General features: G+C 21.6%; 31 protein-coding genes and 4 pseudogenes. 26 read left to right on the forward strand and 9 right to left on the reverse strand.

The features are described 5' to 3' along the window. The first annotated feature begins 45 nt into the window (after positions 1–45). The 11 genes and pseudogenes from ABWV63_RS09455 to ABWV63_RS09505 all read left to right on the forward strand — a co-directional run bounded on the left by ABWV63_RS09455 (position 46) and on the right by ABWV63_RS09505 (position 4,739). Entirely contained in the window at positions 46–213 is a 168-nt protein-coding gene (locus ABWV63_RS09455) for a hypothetical protein (protein WP_353306152.1), read from the forward strand. A 93-nt stretch (positions 214–306) separates the two neighbouring features. Beyond that, positions 307–378, forward strand: a pseudogene (locus ABWV63_RS09460) (hypothetical protein); the annotation flags it as partial. A 255-nt stretch (positions 379–633) separates the two neighbouring features. Next, complete coding sequence (locus ABWV63_RS09465; protein ID WP_353306153.1) at positions 634–1,065, forward strand: hypothetical protein; 432 nt, start codon at positions 634–636, stop codon at positions 1,063–1,065. Positions 1,066–1,154: 89 nt separating this feature from the next. Then, positions 1,155–1,388: a transposase gene (locus ABWV63_RS09470; RefSeq protein WP_353306154.1), complete on the forward strand. Its 234-nt coding sequence runs from the start codon at positions 1,155–1,157 to the stop codon at positions 1,386–1,388. A gap of 23 nt (positions 1,389–1,411) precedes the next feature. After that, positions 1,412–1,528 (forward strand): transposase, encoded by a 117-nt coding sequence (locus ABWV63_RS09475; protein WP_353307243.1) that lies wholly within the window; start codon positions 1,412–1,414, stop codon positions 1,526–1,528. A 78-nt stretch (positions 1,529–1,606) separates the two neighbouring features. Continuing rightward, positions 1,607–1,780: a hypothetical protein gene (locus tag ABWV63_RS09480; RefSeq protein WP_353306155.1), complete on the forward strand. Its 174-nt coding sequence runs from the start codon at positions 1,607–1,609 to the stop codon at positions 1,778–1,780. A gap of 32 nt (positions 1,781–1,812) precedes the next feature. Further along, a complete protein-coding gene (locus tag ABWV63_RS09485) occupies positions 1,813–2,028 on the forward strand; it encodes a hypothetical protein (protein WP_353306156.1) in 216 nt (71 codons plus the stop codon). A 23-nt stretch (positions 2,029–2,051) separates the two neighbouring features. Beyond that, entirely contained in the window at positions 2,052–2,459 is a 408-nt protein-coding gene (locus tag ABWV63_RS09490) for a transposase family protein (protein WP_353306157.1), read from the forward strand. A gap of 172 nt (positions 2,460–2,631) precedes the next feature. Further along, on the forward strand, positions 2,632–3,354 hold the full coding sequence (locus ABWV63_RS09495) for an IS256 family transposase (protein ID WP_353306158.1): 723 nt from the start codon (positions 2,632–2,634) through the stop codon (positions 3,352–3,354). A 57-nt stretch (positions 3,355–3,411) separates the two neighbouring features. Beyond that, entirely contained in the window at positions 3,412–3,543 is a 132-nt protein-coding gene (locus ABWV63_RS09500; RefSeq protein ID WP_353305633.1) for a hypothetical protein, read from the forward strand. Positions 3,544–3,641: 98 nt separating this feature from the next. Next, positions 3,642–4,739 (forward strand): annotated as a pseudogene (locus ABWV63_RS09505) (IS256 family transposase). Here the strand turns inward: ABWV63_RS09505 and ABWV63_RS09510 are convergent. Continuing rightward, positions 4,736–4,882 carry a hypothetical protein gene (locus ABWV63_RS09510; protein ID WP_353306159.1) on the reverse strand — a complete coding sequence of 49 codons (147 nt, stop codon included), beginning with the start codon at positions 4,880–4,882 and terminating at the stop codon, positions 4,736–4,738. The pseudogene ABWV63_RS09505 and the gene ABWV63_RS09510 sit on opposite strands and share 4 nt — an antisense overlap. 40 nt (positions 4,883–4,922) lie before the next feature. Then, positions 4,923–5,273, reverse strand: coding sequence for an IS630 transposase-related protein (locus ABWV63_RS09515; protein WP_353306160.1), 351 nt, complete (start codon positions 5,271–5,273; stop codon positions 4,923–4,925). 91 nt (positions 5,274–5,364) lie between these two features. On the opposite strand from ABWV63_RS09515, the gene ABWV63_RS09520 reads away from it, so the two are divergent. The 3 genes from ABWV63_RS09520 (at position 5,365) to ABWV63_RS09530 (ending at position 6,165) form a co-directional block, all read left to right on the forward strand. Further along, positions 5,365–5,583 (forward strand): transposase family protein, encoded by a 219-nt coding sequence (locus ABWV63_RS09520; protein ID WP_353306161.1) that lies wholly within the window; start codon positions 5,365–5,367, stop codon positions 5,581–5,583. Further along, a complete protein-coding gene (locus tag ABWV63_RS09525; protein ID WP_353306162.1) occupies positions 5,573–5,707 on the forward strand; it encodes a hypothetical protein in 135 nt (44 codons plus the stop codon). Before ABWV63_RS09520 ends, ABWV63_RS09525 begins: the two co-directional genes overlap by 11 nt. A 104-nt stretch (positions 5,708–5,811) precedes the next feature. After that, complete coding sequence (locus ABWV63_RS09530) at positions 5,812–6,165, forward strand: transposase family protein (protein WP_353305801.1); 354 nt, start codon at positions 5,812–5,814, stop codon at positions 6,163–6,165. 448 nt (positions 6,166–6,613) lie between these two features. Here the strand turns inward: ABWV63_RS09530 and ABWV63_RS09535 are convergent. Further along, positions 6,614–6,934 (reverse strand): annotated as a pseudogene (locus tag ABWV63_RS09535) (IS3 family transposase); the annotation flags it as partial. Between the two features lie 185 nt (positions 6,935–7,119). Further along, the gene (locus tag ABWV63_RS09540) at positions 7,120–7,668 is read right to left on the reverse strand and encodes a hypothetical protein (protein WP_353306163.1); all 549 of its coding nucleotides are present in this window, start codon (positions 7,666–7,668) and stop codon (positions 7,120–7,122) included. A 215-nt stretch (positions 7,669–7,883) separates the two neighbouring features. Here ABWV63_RS09540 and ABWV63_RS09545 point away from each other — a divergent pair, with 215 nt between their 5' ends. Then, a complete protein-coding gene (locus ABWV63_RS09545) occupies positions 7,884–8,093 on the forward strand; it encodes an IS630 transposase-related protein (protein WP_353306164.1) in 210 nt (69 codons plus the stop codon). Between the two features lie 414 nt (positions 8,094–8,507). Here the strand turns inward: ABWV63_RS09545 and ABWV63_RS09550 are convergent, their stop codons facing one another. After that, a complete protein-coding gene (locus ABWV63_RS09550) occupies positions 8,508–8,915 on the reverse strand; it encodes a transposase family protein (protein ID WP_353305654.1) in 408 nt (135 codons plus the stop codon). 7 nt (positions 8,916–8,922) lie between these two features. Further along, complete coding sequence (locus tag ABWV63_RS09555) at positions 8,923–9,360, reverse strand: transposase family protein (protein ID WP_353306165.1); 438 nt, start codon at positions 9,358–9,360, stop codon at positions 8,923–8,925. A gap of 91 nt (positions 9,361–9,451) precedes the next feature. Here ABWV63_RS09555 and ABWV63_RS09560 point away from each other — a divergent pair, with 91 nt between their 5' ends. The 9 genes from ABWV63_RS09560 to ABWV63_RS09600 all read left to right on the forward strand — a co-directional run bounded on the left by ABWV63_RS09560 (position 9,452) and on the right by ABWV63_RS09600 (position 14,963). Then, entirely contained in the window at positions 9,452–9,925 is a 474-nt protein-coding gene (locus tag ABWV63_RS09560; RefSeq protein ID WP_353306166.1) for an IS630 family transposase, read from the forward strand. Beyond that, the gene (locus ABWV63_RS09565; RefSeq protein ID WP_353306167.1) at positions 9,882–10,175 is read left to right on the forward strand and encodes a hypothetical protein; all 294 of its coding nucleotides are present in this window, start codon (positions 9,882–9,884) and stop codon (positions 10,173–10,175) included. Before ABWV63_RS09560 ends, ABWV63_RS09565 begins: the two co-directional genes overlap by 44 nt. Before the next feature lie 21 nt (positions 10,176–10,196). Further along, entirely contained in the window at positions 10,197–10,895 is a 699-nt protein-coding gene (locus ABWV63_RS09570; protein WP_353306168.1) for a hypothetical protein, read from the forward strand. 50 nt (positions 10,896–10,945) lie between these two features. After that, the gene (locus tag ABWV63_RS09575) at positions 10,946–11,368 is read left to right on the forward strand and encodes a transposase family protein (RefSeq protein ID WP_353306169.1); all 423 of its coding nucleotides are present in this window, start codon (positions 10,946–10,948) and stop codon (positions 11,366–11,368) included. A 667-nt stretch (positions 11,369–12,035) separates the two neighbouring features. Further along, positions 12,036–12,368 carry a hypothetical protein gene (locus ABWV63_RS09580; protein ID WP_353306170.1) on the forward strand — a complete coding sequence of 111 codons (333 nt, stop codon included), beginning with the start codon at positions 12,036–12,038 and terminating at the stop codon, positions 12,366–12,368. Positions 12,369–12,440: 72 nt separating this feature from the next. Beyond that, complete coding sequence (locus tag ABWV63_RS09585) at positions 12,441–13,373, forward strand: hypothetical protein (RefSeq protein ID WP_353306171.1); 933 nt, start codon at positions 12,441–12,443, stop codon at positions 13,371–13,373. A gap of 342 nt (positions 13,374–13,715) precedes the next feature. Beyond that, positions 13,716–13,865 carry a 50S ribosomal protein L33 gene (gene rpmG / locus ABWV63_RS09590; protein ID WP_353306172.1) on the forward strand — a complete coding sequence of 50 codons (150 nt, stop codon included), beginning with the start codon at positions 13,716–13,718 and terminating at the stop codon, positions 13,863–13,865. 11 nt (positions 13,866–13,876) lie between these two features. Continuing rightward, complete coding sequence (gene secE / locus ABWV63_RS09595) at positions 13,877–14,308, forward strand: preprotein translocase subunit SecE (RefSeq protein WP_174481440.1); 432 nt, start codon at positions 13,877–13,879, stop codon at positions 14,306–14,308. 19 nt (positions 14,309–14,327) lie between these two features. Continuing rightward, positions 14,328–14,963, forward strand: a complete 636-nt coding sequence (locus ABWV63_RS09600) for a transcription termination/antitermination protein NusG (RefSeq protein WP_353306173.1) — start codon at positions 14,328–14,330, stop codon at positions 14,961–14,963. A 119-nt stretch (positions 14,964–15,082) separates the two neighbouring features. Here the strand turns inward: ABWV63_RS09600 and ABWV63_RS09605 are convergent, their stop codons facing one another. The 3 genes and pseudogenes from ABWV63_RS09605 to ABWV63_RS09615 all read right to left on the reverse strand — a co-directional run bounded on the left by ABWV63_RS09605 (position 15,083) and on the right by ABWV63_RS09615 (position 16,897). Continuing rightward, complete coding sequence (locus ABWV63_RS09605; protein ID WP_353307244.1) at positions 15,083–15,682, reverse strand: transposase; 600 nt, start codon at positions 15,680–15,682, stop codon at positions 15,083–15,085. 117 nt (positions 15,683–15,799) lie between these two features. Then, positions 15,800–15,931, reverse strand: a complete 132-nt coding sequence (locus ABWV63_RS09610) for a hypothetical protein (protein WP_255495882.1) — start codon at positions 15,929–15,931, stop codon at positions 15,800–15,802. Between the two features lie 93 nt (positions 15,932–16,024). Beyond that, positions 16,025–16,897: pseudogene (locus ABWV63_RS09615) on the reverse strand (IS256 family transposase). Between the two features lie 110 nt (positions 16,898–17,007). Between ABWV63_RS09615 and ABWV63_RS09620 the strand changes: the two are divergent. Together ABWV63_RS09620 and ABWV63_RS09625 are read left to right on the forward strand one after the other, a co-directional pair. Then, positions 17,008–17,445, forward strand: a complete 438-nt coding sequence (locus ABWV63_RS09620; protein WP_353305692.1) for a transposase family protein — start codon at positions 17,008–17,010, stop codon at positions 17,443–17,445. A gap of 3 nt (positions 17,446–17,448) precedes the next feature. Further along, complete coding sequence (locus ABWV63_RS09625; RefSeq protein ID WP_353306174.1) at positions 17,449–17,859, forward strand: transposase family protein; 411 nt, start codon at positions 17,449–17,451, stop codon at positions 17,857–17,859. The last annotated feature ends 156 nt before the right edge of the window (positions 17,860–18,015 follow it).

An 18,015-nucleotide genomic window follows, 5' to 3' on the forward strand; every position in this document is an offset into this window, starting at 1 on the left:
GTACATAAAGAGATAAAAGCCATAAAATATAAGAGTTATTAAAAAATGCCAGTTATAGATAATAAATATCCAATTCATTTTGTATGAATTGGAGAAATACCAATTACTGTAAGAAATAATATAATTTATGCAGCTTTATTACATCAACATCAACGTGAAGTTATTTTATGAATTTTTAAAAATGAAAAAAATAGAGAAATTACTGAAAATTAAAAACAACAACATAAGTTACTTAATAATATTAAAATTATTAGTTTAAAAGAAATAGAAAATTTAGAAAATAATGATGTATTAATATTTGAACAAATATTTAAAAGTAATAGATTAGCAATTAAAGAAAAACTAAAATCAGCATCAGATTTTATAAAAATTGTTATATTAAACCAATATGGAGACATTTATTTAGATGGTGATGTTGAATTAAAACGTTCAATCCCTAGATTTCTTTATGCTTGTTATGGTATTTTATTAAATATTAAAATTAAAAAAAATGATAATTATAAATTATATTTTGATACAGATTTTTATGATGTAATTGTTGTCACAAAGCATTCTAAAATTATTAGTAAGGTCATAAATGAATTAAGAGAAGAATTACATCATAAAAATAATCCAACATATGATGTAGGAGAATTGGTAAAAATTCAAAAAATTGTTAATGATATAATTGAAAATAATTTTAAAGAAGAAGAAAAAGAAATATTATATGATGCTAATAGTCAATATATAGGAGTAGATTTTTATTCAATGAAAAATAATTTATATTTTTCATTAAAGACTTTTAGAAAAATGGCATTTCCATCAGAATTATTTTCTTCTTTTGATATTGGTTATCAACACGGTTCCGATAATTGAAATGAAATAAATGAAACCGAATATAATAAACAAAGAAGATTACAAAAAATATCAGAAGAGTATGTAAAACAAATAAAAATAATAGAAAACATTTCAATAATGATTACATTTGAGGGTAATTATAGTGAAAAAGATAAATTTTTATTTCAAAAGAATTTTCAAAAACTTAAAGAGATTTATAATGAGTATATATGAGTAATAATTAGGTAATGTTTAGTAATCTGTGTAACTTACAAAAATAACTATGTTTAATTAATTCTAGTAAATAAAATTAAATAAATAGAAAGAGTGAGTTACTTATGTCTAAAAAAAATATTAATAATAATGACCCAATATCAAAAGCAGTAGATTTATTACTAGAAAATACTGAAGATTTAACAACAGTTTTTAAAGAGGGAGGTTTATATAAAGAATTAACAAAAAGATTAGTTGAAAAAATGTTGAATTCTGAAATGCAAAATTATTTGGGATATGAAAAAAATCAACATAATAATAGTGAAAATGCTCGTAATGGTATAAGTTCAAAAAAATAATAACCCAACAAGGTAAAATTGAGATTAATGTACCACGAGATCGTAATAGTAATTTTGAGCCAGTAATAGTTGCAAAAAGACAAAGAAGATTTGATGGTTTTGATCAACAAGTTCTTTCATTAGACATATTCCGTAAATAAATTTTTTAAAAGTCAATTAATAATTTAAAATTTATTTTATAATTTCTTTATTAATAAATTAATAAGGTGTTGATAAAAATGAATTTTGAAAATTTAAAAAAATTAAAAAATGAACAATTTTATAGATATTTTGGTATAAAACGTTTTCATTTTGATGAAATGTTAACAAAATTAATTGAAATAGAAAATTTAAAAAAAATAAAGGTAGAAAATATAAACTTTCAGTTGAAGAAAGATTGATCATGACTTTAGTATACTGAAAATAATATCATACTTTTTTCCAAATGAGTATTAAATATAAAATGAGCGCATCAATTTGTTTTCGAAATATTACTTGAGTAGAAAATAAACTTAGTGATGACAAAGATTATCAGTTTTTAAAAACAAAATATAAATCAAAAATTGAGAAAAAACAAGAAGATTTAAATGAATTTCAATTTTATTTAATTGATTCAACTGAAATTGAAATTGAAAGACCAACTAAAAAAAACTACAGTTAGAATATTTTTCTGGTAAAAGTTGAATGTTTTCTATAAAATTTCAAATTATATATGACTTTTTTAATAAAAAAAATGTTGATATTTTTGCTGATAATGGAAAAGTACATGATTTTCAAATATTAAAAAATTCAAATCTTGAATTTTCAGAAAAAACAATAATTATTGGTGATTTGGGATATCAAGGAATACAAAATATTTATAAAAATACTATATTACCAATTAAAAAAACTAAAAATAAAAAATTAACTAAACAAGAAAAAATCTACAATAAAATTATTTCAAAAATTAGAATTAAAGTTGAACATGTTTTTGCTTGATTAAAAAGATTCAAAATTTTAATAAATAAATGTAGAAAAAGTATATTTAGACTTATGTACTTAATATTTAACTTACTTTGTGAAATTTTTAATAAAACAAAACCATTAAAATAAAAAAATATTTTTAATATTTTTTTAAAAATTTAAATTTTTATCAAGTTAATATAAAAATAATATTAACAATTTTTGTTTTTGAAATATAAATTTATTTTTAAAGTATTTTTTTAAAAATATTAACTTCTATAATTATTAACGCTAAAAAATTTATAAATATTATTATTGACAATTGATTAAATTTATTTACGGAATATGTCTATTATATGCCAAAGGCATGACTTTATCAGATATTAGAATGCAGTTACAAGAGTTATATCATGGTGCTGATATTAGTGAAAGTGTTATTAGTCAAATTACTGATGATGTTATTGATGATGTTAAAGCATGACAAAATCGGCCATTAGAAAGTGTTTATCCGATTGTTTATTTTGATTGTATAGTAGTTAAAGTGCGACAAGATAAACGCATTATTAACAAATCAGTTTATATAGCACTAGGAGTTGATTTAGAAGGTAAAAAAGATGTTTTAGGTTTATGAATTAGTGAAAATGAAGGTTCTAAGTTTTGATTATCTAATTTCACAGAAATGAAAAATCGAGGCTTAAATGATATTCTTATTGCTTGTAGTGACAATTTAACAGGAATGTCAGAAGCAATACAATCAGTTTATCCTAAAACCGAACATCAATTATGCATAGTTCATCAAATTAGAAATAGTTTAAAATATGTTTCATATAAACATAGAAAATCACTAGTTACAGATTTAAAACCAATTTATAGTGCATGTAGCGAAGAACAAGCAATGCAAGCTTTAGAATCTTTTGAAAGTAAATGAAATAAACAATATACTCGAATTGCTAAATCATGATATAAAAATTGAGATAATTTAATGGTTTTTATTAGTTATCCTGCAGAAATCAAAAGAGTGATTTATACAACAAACGCTATTTAATCTGTTAATAGTTAATTACGAAAAGTTATTAGAAATAAAAAAGTTTTTCCAAATGATATGGCAGTTTTTAAAATATTTTACTTAGCAATTGAAAATATAACAAAAAAATGAACAATGCCCATTCAAAATTGAAATACAGCAATTGCTCATTTTATGATAAAATTTGAAGATATAATTAATCTAAACTAGTAACTTTGTAAAAAGATACACAGATTTTTAAAAAGCCTCCAACAGTTTTTAAAGAGGGAGGTTTATATAAAGAATTAACAAAAAGATTAGTTGAAAAAATGTTGAATTCTGAAATGCAAAATTATTTAGGATATGAAAAAAATCAACATAATAATAGTGAAAATGCTCGCAATGGTATAAATTCAAAAAAATTAATAACCCAACAAGGTAAAATTGAGATTAATGTACCACGAGATCGTAATAGTAATTTTGAGCGAGTAATAGTTGCAAAAAGACAAAGAAGATTTGATGGTTTTTATCAACAAGTTCTTTCATTATATGCCAAAGACATGACTTTATCAGATATTAGAATGCAGTTACAAGAGTTATATCATGGTGCTGATATTAGTGAAAGTGTTATTAGTCAAATTACTGATGATGTTATTGATGATGTTAAAGCATGACAAAATCGGCCATTAGAAAGTTTTTATCCGATTGTTTATTTTGATTGTATAGTAGTTAAAGTACGACAAGATAAACTCATTATTAACAAATCAGTTTATATAGCACTAGGAGTTGATTTAGAAGGTAAAAAAGATGTTTTAGGCTTATGAATTAGTGAAAATGAAGGTTCTAAGTTTTGATTATCTAATTTCACAGAAATGAAAAATCGAGGCTTAAATGATATTCTTATTGCTTGTAGTGACAATTTAACAGAAATGTCAGAAGCGATACAATCAGTTTATCCTAAAACCGAACATCAATTATGCATAGTCCATCAAATTAGAAATAGTTTAAAATATGTTTCATACAAACATAGAAAATCGCTAGTTACAGATTTAAAACCAATTTATAGTGCATGTAGTGAATAACAAGCAATGCAAGATTTAGAATCTTTTGAAAGTAAATGAAATAAACAATATCCTCAAATTGCTAAATCATGATATAAAAATTGAGATAATTTAATGGTTTTTATTAGTTATCCTGCAGAAATCAAAAGAGTGATTTATACAACAAATGCTATTGAATCTGTTAATAGTCAATTACGAAAAGTTATTAGAAATAAAAAAGTTTTTCCAAATGATATGGCAGTTTTTAAAATATTTTACTTAGCAATTGAAAATATAACAAAAAAATGAACACTGCCCATTCAAAATTGAAATACAGCAATTGCTCATTTTATGATAAAATTTAAAGATAGAATTAATCTAAACTAGTAACTTTGTAAAAAGATACACAGATTTTTAAAAAGCCTCGGTTTATTATCAAATAATCTTTTACCTTTTTCAGATCAACCATATTTATAAAATTCATTATCATCAATTCCAGATTCATCAATATATACTAAATCTTCATTCATTATTTTAGCTATTTCTTTTAAAAAATCTTCTTGTTTATTTTTATCTCTTTGTTCATATAAAAAAGTTTTTTTTATATGTATAATTTAGTTTTTTGAAATAGTTATAAACTGTTTCTTTAGTCATATCACCAAATTTTTCAATTACTTTTTGAACTGTAACATCTTTATTTTGCGCTAAATAATTTTTTAATTCATCTAAATCCTTTATTTTGTGGCTATGTCCTTTTTGATAATTCAAAATTGGTTTTATATGCCCAGTTTCTTTTTTTCTTTTTCTTCATAAGAATAAAGTCTTTCTAGTAATATTTAACACTTTACAAATTTCTTTAATTTTCATGTTTTTACTTTCATAGGCTTCTATTACTTTTCTTCGTAAGTCTTCACTAGACATATTCCGTAAATAAATTTTTTAAAAGTCAATTAATAATTTAAAATTTATTTTATAATTTCTTTATTAATAAATTAATAAGGTGTTGATAAAAATGAATTTTGAAAATTTAAAAAAATTAAAAAATGAACAATTTTATAGATATTTTGGTATAAAACGTTTTCATTTTGATGAAATGTTAACAAAATTAATTGAAATAGAAAATTTAAAAAAAACTAAAGGTAGAAAATATAAACTTTCAGTTGAAGAAAGATTGATGATGACTTTAGTATACTGAAAAGAATATTATACTTTTTTTCCAAATGAGTATTAAATATAAAATGAGTGCATCAAGTTGTTTCCGAAATATTACTTGAGTAGAAAATAAACTTAGTGATAACAAAGATTATCAGTTTTTAAAAACAAAAAATATAGAAGAAATTGAGAAAAAACAATAAGATTTAAATGAATTTCCATTTTATTTAATTGATTCAACTGAAATTGAAATTGAAAGACCAACTAAAAAAAACTACAGTTAGAATATTTTTCTGGTAAAAGTTGAATGTTTTCTATAAAATTTCAAATTATATATGACTTTTTTAATAAAAAAATTGTTGATATTTTTGCTGATAATGGAAAAGTACATGATTTTCAAATATTAAAAAATTCAAATCTTGAATTTTCAGAAAAAACAATAATTATTGGTGATTTGGGATATCAAGGAATACAAAATATTTATAAAAATACTATATTACCAATTAAAAAAACTAAAAATAAAAAATTAACTAAACAAGAAAAAATCTACAATAAAATTATTTCAAAAATTAGAATTAAAGTTGAACATGTTTTTGCTTGATTAAAAAGATTCAAAATTTTAATAAATAAATGTAGAAAAAGTATATTTAGACTTATGTAATTAAGATTTAACTTACTTTGTGAAATTTTTAATAAAACAAAACCATTAAAATAAAAAAATATTTTTAATATTTTTTTAAAAATTTAAATTTTTATCAAGTTAATATAAAAATAATATTAACAATTTTTGTGTTTGAAATATCAATTTATTTTTAAAGTATTTTTTTAAAAATATTAACTTCTATAATTATTAACACTAAAAAATTTATAAATATTATTATTGACAATTGATTAAATTTATTTACGGAATATGTCTACTTTATGGTTTTGGCATAATTTAATCTTCCTAATCTATTTTAAATATTGCTGAATTGTACTTTTAAATTCAAAAACTGTTTAAATTACATATTATTATTTTACATTATTTATGAGTAAACATTACTTTAGCTAGCTATATAACACCTTCTTTATTATTTTTAAAATATTTATATATGGAATGGCAACCTTTTTTAGGACTGTTTTTTGGTAGACATTTGTGCTTGGTTTTTTATGGGGGTTAAGTAGTTTAGAGCGCTGTGGATTCTTATGTTGTTGTATCAATTGATATAATCAAATAATTCTAATTTTAATTGGATTAATGATGTAAAATTTTTATCATTAATAAATTCTGTTTTGAAAGTTTTGAAAGTTGCTTCAGCAACAGCGTTATCATAAGGACAACCTTTTTTGCTTAAAGAGCGGGTAATATTGAAGGCTAATAAAAGTTTATCAATAGTTTTATTATTAAATTCATTACCGCGATCGCTATGAAATATTTGAATATTTTTTAAACAACAATTTGAGCACATAAATGCTTGAACTGACTTACCACTTTGATATAAAGCTACTATTTGTTTTTTAAATTCATCTGAATATGAGTTAATATTGGCCATAATTATAATTCCTTTCTTTTAACTAATTTGTTCACTTGTCTACGTAATTAGTGTCCAATAAAGTGTAACCCATCCAATATTTCTTAATTTACATTATTTTCTTTTAAAAAATCTAATAATTGATAATATTCACCATTAATAAATAAATTATATGCATTTGTTAATTTTTTATTATCTACTTTTTTATTAAAAATAAATCCTTTTTTAAGTGCTTTAAATGCATGATGTCTATCAATTACATAAGGAATATTTTCATTTTTAGCAGTAGTTTTAATTCGAGGTGCACCATCACCAATAAATACTAAACTACTTTTATTATAAATATATTGTAAATCAAGAAATTCATAAATTTTATTAATAAATTCTGCTTGTTTAATTCTTTGACCATTTTTAGTTTTCATATAAGTAATTTTTTTATCTTTTAAAACATTTCTACTTTTAGTAGATTTTTCTAAATCTTTACCTTTATTTGCACTAATTGTACGAATACGATTTTTTTGCTTTTTATTATTAAATAATGAACTTATAAAACAATCATCCATATTTACAAATAATTTTTCATTTGATAATACTATCTTTTTGTCTTTTACTTTCTCAACATCTATGATTGCATTTTTCATTACATTAGTCATATAGCTAAATAAAGTAATGTTTATTCATATATTGAAAAACAAAATCAATAGCTTTTTTAATATTTGGTCAATAATTTGGTAATATTTTTCTTATATAGCTAACTAAAGTAATGTTTACTCATAAATAATGTAAAATAATAATATGTAATTTAAACAGTTTTTGAATTTAAAAGTACAATTCAGCAATATTTAAAATAGATTAGGAAGATTAAATTATGCCAAAACCATACAGTGAAGACTTACGAAGAAAATTAATAGAAGCCTATGAAAGTAAAAACATTAAAATTCAAGAAATTTGTAAAGTGTTCAATATTACTAGAAAGACTTTATTCTTATGAAGAAAAAGAAAAAAAGAAACTGGGCATATAAAACCGATTTTGAATTATCAAAAAGGACATAGCCACAAAATAAAGGATTTAGATTAATTAAAAAATTATTTAGCGCAAAATAAATATGTTACAGTTCAAAAAGTAATTGAAAAATTTGGTGATATGACTAAAGAAACAGTTTATAACTATTTCAAAAAACTAAATTATTCATATAAAAAAACTTTTTTATATGAATAAAGAGATAAAAATAAACAAGAAGATTTTTTAAAAGAAATAGCTAAAATAATGAATGAAGATTTAGTATATATTAGACATATTCCGTAAATAAATTTAATCAATTGTCAATAATAATATTTATAAATTTTTTAGTGTTAATAATTATAGAAGTTAATATTTTTAAAAAAATACTTTAAAAATAAATTTATATTTCAAACACAAAAATTGGTAATATTATTTTTATATTAACTTGATAAAAATTTAAATTTTTAAAAAAATATTTTTAATATTTTTTTATTTTAATGGTTTTGTTTTATTAAAAATTTCACAAAGTAAGTTAAATCTTAAGTACATAAGTCTAAATATACTTTTTCTACATTTATTTATTAAAATTTTGAATCTTTTTAATCAAGCAAAAACATGTTCAACTTTAATTCTAATTTTTGAAATAATTTTATTGTAGATTTTTTCTTGTTTAGTTAATTTTTTATTTTTAGTTTTTTTAATTGGTAATATAGTATTTTTATAAATATTTTGTATTCCTTGATATCCCAAATCACCAATAATTATTGTTTTTTCTGAAAATTCAAGATTTGAATTTTTTAATATTTGAAAATCATGTACTTTTCCATTATCAGCAAAAATATCAACAATTTTTTTATTAAAAAAGTCATATATAATTTGAAATTTTATAGAAAACATTCAACTTTTACCAGAAAAATATTCTAACTGTAGTTTTTTTAGTTGGTCTTTCAATTTCAATTTCAGTTGAATCAATTAAATAAAATTGAAATTCATTTAAATCTTCTTGTTTTTTCTCAATTTTTGATTTATATTTTGTTTTTAAAAACTGATAATCTTTGTCATCACTAAGTTTATTTTCTACTCAAGTAATATTTCGAAAACAACTTGATGCACTCATTTTATATTTAATACTCATTTGGAAAAAAGTATAATATTCTTTTCAGTATACTAAAGTCATCATCAATCTTTCTTCAACTGAAAGTTTATATTTTCTACCTTTAGTTTTTTTTAAATTTTCTATTTCAATTAATTTTTTTAACATTTCATCAAAATGAAAACGTTTTATACCAAAATATCTATAAAATTGTTCATTTTTTAATTTTTTTAAATTTTCAAAATTCATTTTTATCAACACCTTATTAATTTATTAATAAAGAAATTATAAAATAAATTTTAAATTATTAATTGACTTTTAAAAAATTTATTTACGGAATATGTCTATTGATGAATCTGGAATTGATGATAATGAATTTTATAAATATGGTTGATCTGAAAAAGGTAAAATATTATTTGATAATAAATCCGCATATAAAATAAAAAGAATGAGTATAATTGGTTCACTAAATAAAGGTAAATTAAAAGCCCTATGAGCATTTGAAGGACATTGCAACAGTAAAATTTTTGAATCATATGTAAAAAATATACTAATTCCAGTATTAAAGCGCGGACAAATTATAGTTTTAGATAATGCAACGTTTCATAAATCTAAATTAACACAACAATTAATTGAAAATGCTGGATGCAAACTATTATTTCTTCCGCCATATTCTTCTGATTTAAATCCAATTGAACATTTTTGATTTGCTATAAAACATAATATAAGAAAAATATTACCAAATTATTGACCAAATATTAAAAAAGCGATTGATTTTATTTTTCAAGATATGAGTAAACATTACTTTAGTTAGCTATAGTGATGTTTTACAAGGAAAAATATATCCAATTCCTGATTATTCGAAGCATAATTGATCTAAAACATTAAAAAAATCAGTAGGTAAAGGTAAATTATATAAATTTCCGCATGATTATGCTAACGATTATGTACAACAACAGTATTTGCCAACAAAGTTAAAAGATACGAAATATTATCAACCAAAACTTCATAACATTTATGAAAAAAAATTAAATGAAATTTATAATTGATTTACTAAAAAATAAAATTCTGAGGCGCAAAATAAAATGTTAAAAAATAAACATTTATGGTTGGGACTTAGTTTAACATTAGCAACCACTAATATTGTTGCTAACACTAGTATTACTAATAATTTAACAATTATTAATAAATTAAAACAAGAAAATAAAACTGAAAATAATGAAGTCGTTACTAATACTAAGTATGGTAATTTAAGTAATAGTACTATTTTAAATAGTCAGGATGAAAATGGAATATATAATCTTTTTGATGTTAAAATTATTATTGATAATCCAAGTTTAGAACCTTATGTAAAAGATATTTATATTGAGAATTTTAAATTAACTTATAACCCTGAAAAGATAAATAAAGATGTTATTAATGAGTTTGATAAAGAAATTGCTGCTATTAATTATAAAGAAGAACAATTAACAAGTACTAATGATTTGCAAATTTTTCAAAAACAAAACTTGAGCAAAATATCAATAACAGCTTATATTTCAAATAAAAAGTCTAAAAGTAATTTTACTTTTATTCAATTTGGTGGTGCTAATACTCATATATCATTAACTGGAACAAAAGGTATTATTGATGCAATTAAGAACTATGATAATTTAAGTGAAACATTGGGATTATATTATATTGCTCAATCTCATTCAAAAAATAGTAGGGGGATTTGTCTTGACTTTGTTAAACAATATACATATTCCGTAAATAAATTTTTTAAAAGTCAATTAATAATTTAAAATTTATTTTATAATTTCTTTATTAATAAATTAATAAGGTGTTGATAAAAATGAATTTTGAAAATTTAAAAAAATTAAAAAATGAACAATTTTATAGATATTTTGGTATAAAGCGTTTTCATTTTGATGAAATGTTAACAAAATTAATTGAAATAGAAAATTTAAAAAAAACTAAAGGTAGAAAATATAAACTTTCAGTTGAAGAAAGATTGATGATGACTTTAGTATACTGAAAAGAATATTATACTTTTTTCCAAATAAGTATTAAATATAAAATGAGTGCATCAAGTTGTTTTCGAAATATTACTTGAGTAGAAAATAAACTTAGTGATGACAAAGATTATCAGTTTTTAAAAACAAAATATAAATCAAAAATTGAGAAAAAACAAGAAGATTTAAATGAATTTCAATTTTATTTAATTGATTCAACTGAAATTGAAATTGAAAGACCAACTAAAAAAAACTACAGTTAGAATATTTTTCTGGTAAAAGTTGAATGTTTTCTATAAAATTTAAAATTATATATGACTTTTTTAATAAAAAAATTTTTGATATTTTTGCTGATAATAGAAAAGTACATGATTTTCAAATATTAAAAAATTAAAATCTTGAATTTTCAGAAAAAACAATAATTATTGGTGATTTGGGATATCAAGGAATACAAAATATTTATAAAAATACTATATTACACTATTAAAAAACTAAAAATAAAAAATTAACTAAACAAGAAAAAATCTACAATAAAATTATTTCAAAAATTAGAATTAAAGTTGAACATTTTTTTGCTTGATTAAAAAGATTCAAAATTTTAATAAATAAATGTAGAAAAAGTATATTTAGACTTATGTACTTAAGATTTAACTTACTTTGTGAAATTTTTAATAAAACAAAACCATTAAAATAAAAAAATATTTTTAATATTTTTTTAAAAATTTAAATTTTTATCAAGTTAATATAAAAATAATATTAACAATTTTTGTGTTTGAAATATAAATTTATTTTTAAAGTATTTTTTTAAAAATATTAACTTCTATAATTATTAACACTAAAAAATTTATAAATATTATTATTGACAATTGATTAAATTTATTTACGGAATATGTCTAATGAAGTGATTATGCTGATTCATGAAATAATTTTATGTTTTTATATCCAACAATTTTTACTAATTCGACAGACAGTATAACTTATAGTGTTATGTATAATACAACAACAATTAAAAGTAATGAACTAAACTTTAATACCAAAAAAATTCAAGACAAAGATAATCAATTACCAGTTTGATGAGTAGTAAATCAGCCACCTGCAGGTCATAAATCACAAGGATTAGTTATTTATATATTTATGTGATATGATGAAAACACTATATATCAACAAATTAGAAGTAGTTCTATATCTACTGCTTTTGATATTGGACCATCTTTCTCAATAAATATTAGTAAGTGAACGATTAGTAATATTATTAATGAATAATTATGTATCATCTTATCAATAAAATTAAAAATTTAATTTAAAACTACTTTAACTATGAAAGGAATAAATAAAATGAAAATAAATAAAGAAGAAACATGAAAAGAAGTACAAAAAGCGTTGAATAATCTTCATGGTCCAGTTAGAGCAGGAGCATTAAGTACACAAAATTGAAGTAATACGAAAACAGGAGTTCTACTAACAATAGCAGGACTTAAATCTGTTACTAGGGATAGTAATATTGAAAAACGTTACCAATTAATTAAAAGTGGAGTAGCTGATATATTATATGCTGCATTTGGTGGTTGAGTTATTTGACAAGCGTATAATTTAAATGAAACTGGTGGTAGTGCAACTACCAAGCCAAATTTACCCACTTTTCCTACTTTACCACCAAATAATGAAAGACTTTATTCTGAAATTGCTGAACAATTAACAGAAGAACCTGCAAGTAATGAATTAACTCCAGAAATGATTTCTATTGCATTAAATAAATTATTTACTGGTACAAATGGATTAGTTAAAGTACTTAGTGGAATATCAGGTTTTGATTTATATAAAATTCAAAAAGTAACAAAAACTATTGAATACTTAAAATCACTTACTACTTTTGCAAATACAGGCATTAATTTTACAAATGGTAATATTGTGGGAGGGGATTTAATGTCAATTTCAGCAATGATGGATGTTAGTCATACATATTTTTCTACAATGAGTAAATCTAATACTTCAAATAGTAAAGAGGAAATTATTATTAAAATTATTAATGAAAGAAAAGAACACATTACAAAAAGTTTTTCTTTATATAAAGGTATTTTGATTAATAAAGATTTAAAGGAAATATATGATTATTTAGAAAAAAATAATTGAGATAAATTTGAAATGAGACATTCAGATAAAACAATTCCTAGTTTTGTTAAACTCGGAAAAATAAAAGATTGAAGACCAACATTAACAATGTTTAAAGAATGAATAGATAATTATACTCCCGAAAATAAAAAGGTATAATTAGTAACAGAGATTGAAGATAATAGTCAACAAGAAAGAATAAAGTTAAAAATTCCTGATTATGATTTTGAGCCGGAATTTGTTACAAATGCAAATAATGATATGTCAGAAGTTATCATAGAGCCCAATGAAAGACAACCACTTTTAGGAAGTATTAATAGTTAATTAAAATTATTTTTTATTTATTATTTTATTTTTTCTTGTACAATTATTTTAGAAATGATGAATTTTAAAGAAAGATTAAAAATTTAACTTTGTTTTTAAAATAAAAATATTTTAAAATTGACACTTATTTTAAATAATAATATAATTAAAAATGGTTAAATTTTCTAGGTGAATTTAATGAACGAAAAAATAATTTTAATTTGTACTTTGTGTTTAAATCGTAATTATCATACATACAAAAATAAGATTAAATATAAAGAGCGTATGGAACTAAAAAAATATTGTGAACATTGTCAAAAACATACTTTACATAAGGAATCACGTTAGGAGAAATTTTCATGAGTGCAGAAGACAAATCAAAAGAAAAACCAAAAATTAATCCTGAAAAATTGGCTCTTTTAAAAAGTAAATTTAATATTTTACGTAAAATTAAACCTTTAAGAACAAAAAGAACTTCTGAAGGAAAACCAAGTTTTGATCCACGAACAGCCGATAAAAATAAAAAGGTTAATATTAGCGAAATTTGAGAAAAAGAACGTAAAAATCGTACGCCTGAAGAACGTTTTTATTATAAAAAAGAAGCGAGAACTTATCATAAATATTTTTTCTTATACTTATCAAGAGAAATTAGAAGAACTCGTTGAACACCAAGAAAACAATTAAATAATAAATTTATTACAACAGTATTATTTATTGCTGTCTTAGCACTATTCTTTTATGGAATTGAGCAGTTATTACTATTTGTATTACCTTTATTAAAAATAATGTAAAAAATGGAGATGCCAAAAAATGAGCGAAAGAATAAAAAAAGAAACCCCTTTAGTGAAAACTACATCATTAGAAGAAACACATAAACATCGTCGAATTGAGCAAGCACAATGATATATTGTTAATTGTAACAAAGGTCATGAAGATAAGGTTGCTGCTGATTTGAAAAATAAAATTGAAAAAAAATTAAATTTAAAAGATAATATTTTTCAAGTTAGGGTTGTTAAAGAAGCAATACCAGATAAAGATAAAAAAATAACTGAAAAAAATATTTTTCCTGGTTATATTTTTGTTCATATGATTTTAACCGAAGATACTTGATATGATATTCGTAATACAACAGGGATTAATGGTTTTATTGGTTCTAGTGGTAAAGGTGTACCACCGACTCCACTTTCTACTAAAGAAGTTAATGAAATGTTATATCGTAATTCTAAAAATTCATCACAACCTAAAGTTAAAGAGACAAAAAAAATTATTCGTGATTTTGAGTTAAATGATTTTGTTCATATTACTTCTGGTGCTTTACAAGGCCGAGAAGGACAAGTTATTAAATTAGATGAAGATAAGGGTGTTGCAACAGTTTCTGTTGATATGTTTGGTCGTCAAACCGAAATTAAAGTAGAATATGATAGTTGTAAAAAAATTAAAGTTTAGTTTAAATTATTTAATTTTTATGTAAAATAAAATGGCTTTTATCCCTTTATGTACTATTTTTAAATTTTATCACATAAATGGAGATAAAAGCCTATCTAGGAAATTATCCCCACATGTATCTAAATCAAACACAAAATTATAGTTTCAAAAATGAGGCTTTTTGAAAAGCCTCCAATTTGATGATATTGTTTATTTCATTTACTTTCAAAAGATTCTAAAGCTTGCATTGCTTGTTCTTCACTACATGCACTATAAATTGGTTTTAAATCTGTAACTAGTGATTTTCTATGTTTGTATGAAACATATTTTAAACTATTTCTAATTTGATGAACTATGCATAATTGATGTTCGGTTTTAGGATAAACTGATTGTATTGCTTCTGACATTACTGTTAAATTGTCACTACAAGCAATAAGAATATCATTTAAGTCTCGATTTTTCATTTCTGTGAAATTAGATAATCAAAACTTAGAACATTCATTTTCACTAATTCATAAGCCTAAAACATCTTTTTTACCTTCTAAATCAACTCCTAGTGCTATATAAACTGATTTGTTAATAATTAGTTTATCTTGTCGTACTTTAACTACTATACAATCAAAATAAACAATCGGATAAACACTTTCTAATGGCCGATTTTGTCATGCTTTAACATCATCAATAAAATCATCAGTAATTTGACTAATAACAATTTCACTAATATCAGCACCATGATATAACTATTGTAACTGCATTCTAATATCTGATAAAGTCATGCCTTTGGCATATAATGAAAGAACTTGTCGATCAAAACTGTCGAGGCTTTTTAAAAATCTGTGTATCTTTTTAAAAAGTTACTAGTTTAGATTAATTCTATCTTCAAATTTTATCATAAAATGAGCAATTGCTGTATTTCAATTTTGAATGGGCAGTGTTCATTTTTTTGTTATATTTTCAATTGCTAAGTAAAATATTTTAAAAACTGCCATATCATTTGGAAAAACTTTTTTATTTCTAATAACTTTTCGTAATTGACTAATAACAGATTAAATAGCATTTGTTGCATAAATCACTCTTTTGATTTATGCAGGATAACTAATAAAAACCATTAAATTATCTCAATTTTTATATCATGATTTAGCAATTTGAGGATATTGTTTATTTCATTTACTTTCAAAAGATTCTAAAGCTTGCATTGCTTGTTCTTCACTACATGCACTATAAATTGGTTTTAAATCTGTAACTAGTGATTTTCTATGTTTGTATGAAACATATTTTAAACTATTTCTAATTTGATGAACTATGAATAATTGATGTTCGGTTTTAGGATAAACTGATTGTATCGCTTCTGACATTCCTGTTAAATTGTCACTACAAGCGATAAGAATATCATTTAAGCCTCGATTTTTCATTTCTGTGAAATTAGATAATCAAAACTTAGAACCTTCATTTTCACTAATTCATAAACCTAAAACATCTTTTTTGCCTTCTAAATCAACTCCTAGTGCTATATAAACTGATTTGTTAATAATGAGTTTATCTTGTCGTAATTTAACTACTATACAATCAAAATAAACAATCGGATAAACACTTTCTAATGGCCGATTTTGTCATGCTTTAACATCATCAATAACATCATCAGTAATTTGACTAATAACACTTTCACTAATATCAGTACCATGATATAACTATTGTAACTGCATTCTAATATCTGATAAAGTCATGCCTTTGGCATATAATGAAAGAACTTGTCGATCAAAACCATCAAATCTTCTTTGTCTTTTCGCAACTATTACTGGCTAAAAATTACTATTACGATCTCGTGGTACATTAATCTCAATTTTACCTTGTTGAGTTATTAATTTTTTTGAACTTATACCATTACGAGCATTTTCACTAGTATTATGTTGATTTTTTTCATATCCTAAATAATTTTGCATTTCAGAATTCAACATTTTTTCAACTAATAGACATATTCCGTAAATAAATTTTTTAAAAGTCAATTAATAATTTAAAATTTATTTTATAATTTCTTTATTAATAAATTAATAAGGTGTTGATAAAAATGAATTTTGAAAATTTAAAAAAATTAAAAAATGAACAATTTTATAGATATTTTGGTATAAAACGTTTTCATTTTGATGAAATGTTAACAAAATTAATTGAAATAGAAAATTTAAAAAAAACTAAAGGTAGAAAATATAAACTTTCAGTTGAAGAAAGATTGATGATGACTTTAGTATACTGAAAAGAATATTATACTTTTTTCCAAATGAGTATTAAATATAAAATGAGTGCATCAAGTTGTTTTCGAAATATTACTTGAGTAGAAAATAAACTTAGTGATGACAAAGATTATCAGTTTTTAAAAACAAAATATAAATCAAAAATTGAGAAAAAACAAGAAGATTTAAATGAATTTCAATTTTATTTAATTGATTCAACTGAAATTGAAATTGAAAGACCAACTAAAAAAACTACAGTTAGAATATTTTTCTGGTAAAAGTTGAATGTTTTCTATAAAATTTCAAATTATATATGACTTTTTAATAAAAAAATTGTTGATATTTTTGCTGATAATGGAAAAGTACATGATTTTCAAATATTAAAAAATTCAAATCTTGAATTTTCAGAAAAAACAATAATTATTGGTGATTTGGGATATCAAGGAATACAAAATATTTATAAAAATACTATATCACCAATTAAAAAAACTAAAAATAAAAAATTAACTAAACAAGAAAAAATCTACAATAAAATTATTTCAAAAATTAGAATTAAAGTTGAACATGTTTTTGTTTTATTAAAAAGATTCAAAATTTTAATAAATAAATGTAGAAAAAGTATATTTATACTTATGTACTTAAGATTTAACTTACTTTGTGAAATTTTTAATAAAACAAAAACATTAAAATAAAAAAATATTAAAAATATTTTTTTAAAAATTTAAATTTTTATCAAGTTAATATAAAAATAATATTAACAATTTTTGTGTTTGAAATATAAATTTATTTTTAAAGTATTTTTTTAAAAATATTAACTTCTATAATTATTAACACTAAAAAATTTATAA

Origin of the sequence: Spiroplasma ixodetis (assembly GCF_040369795.1) — a bacterium.
Classification (GTDB): Bacteria; Bacillota_I; Bacilli_A; order Mycoplasmatales; family VBWQ01; genus Spiroplasma_E; species Spiroplasma_E ixodetis_B.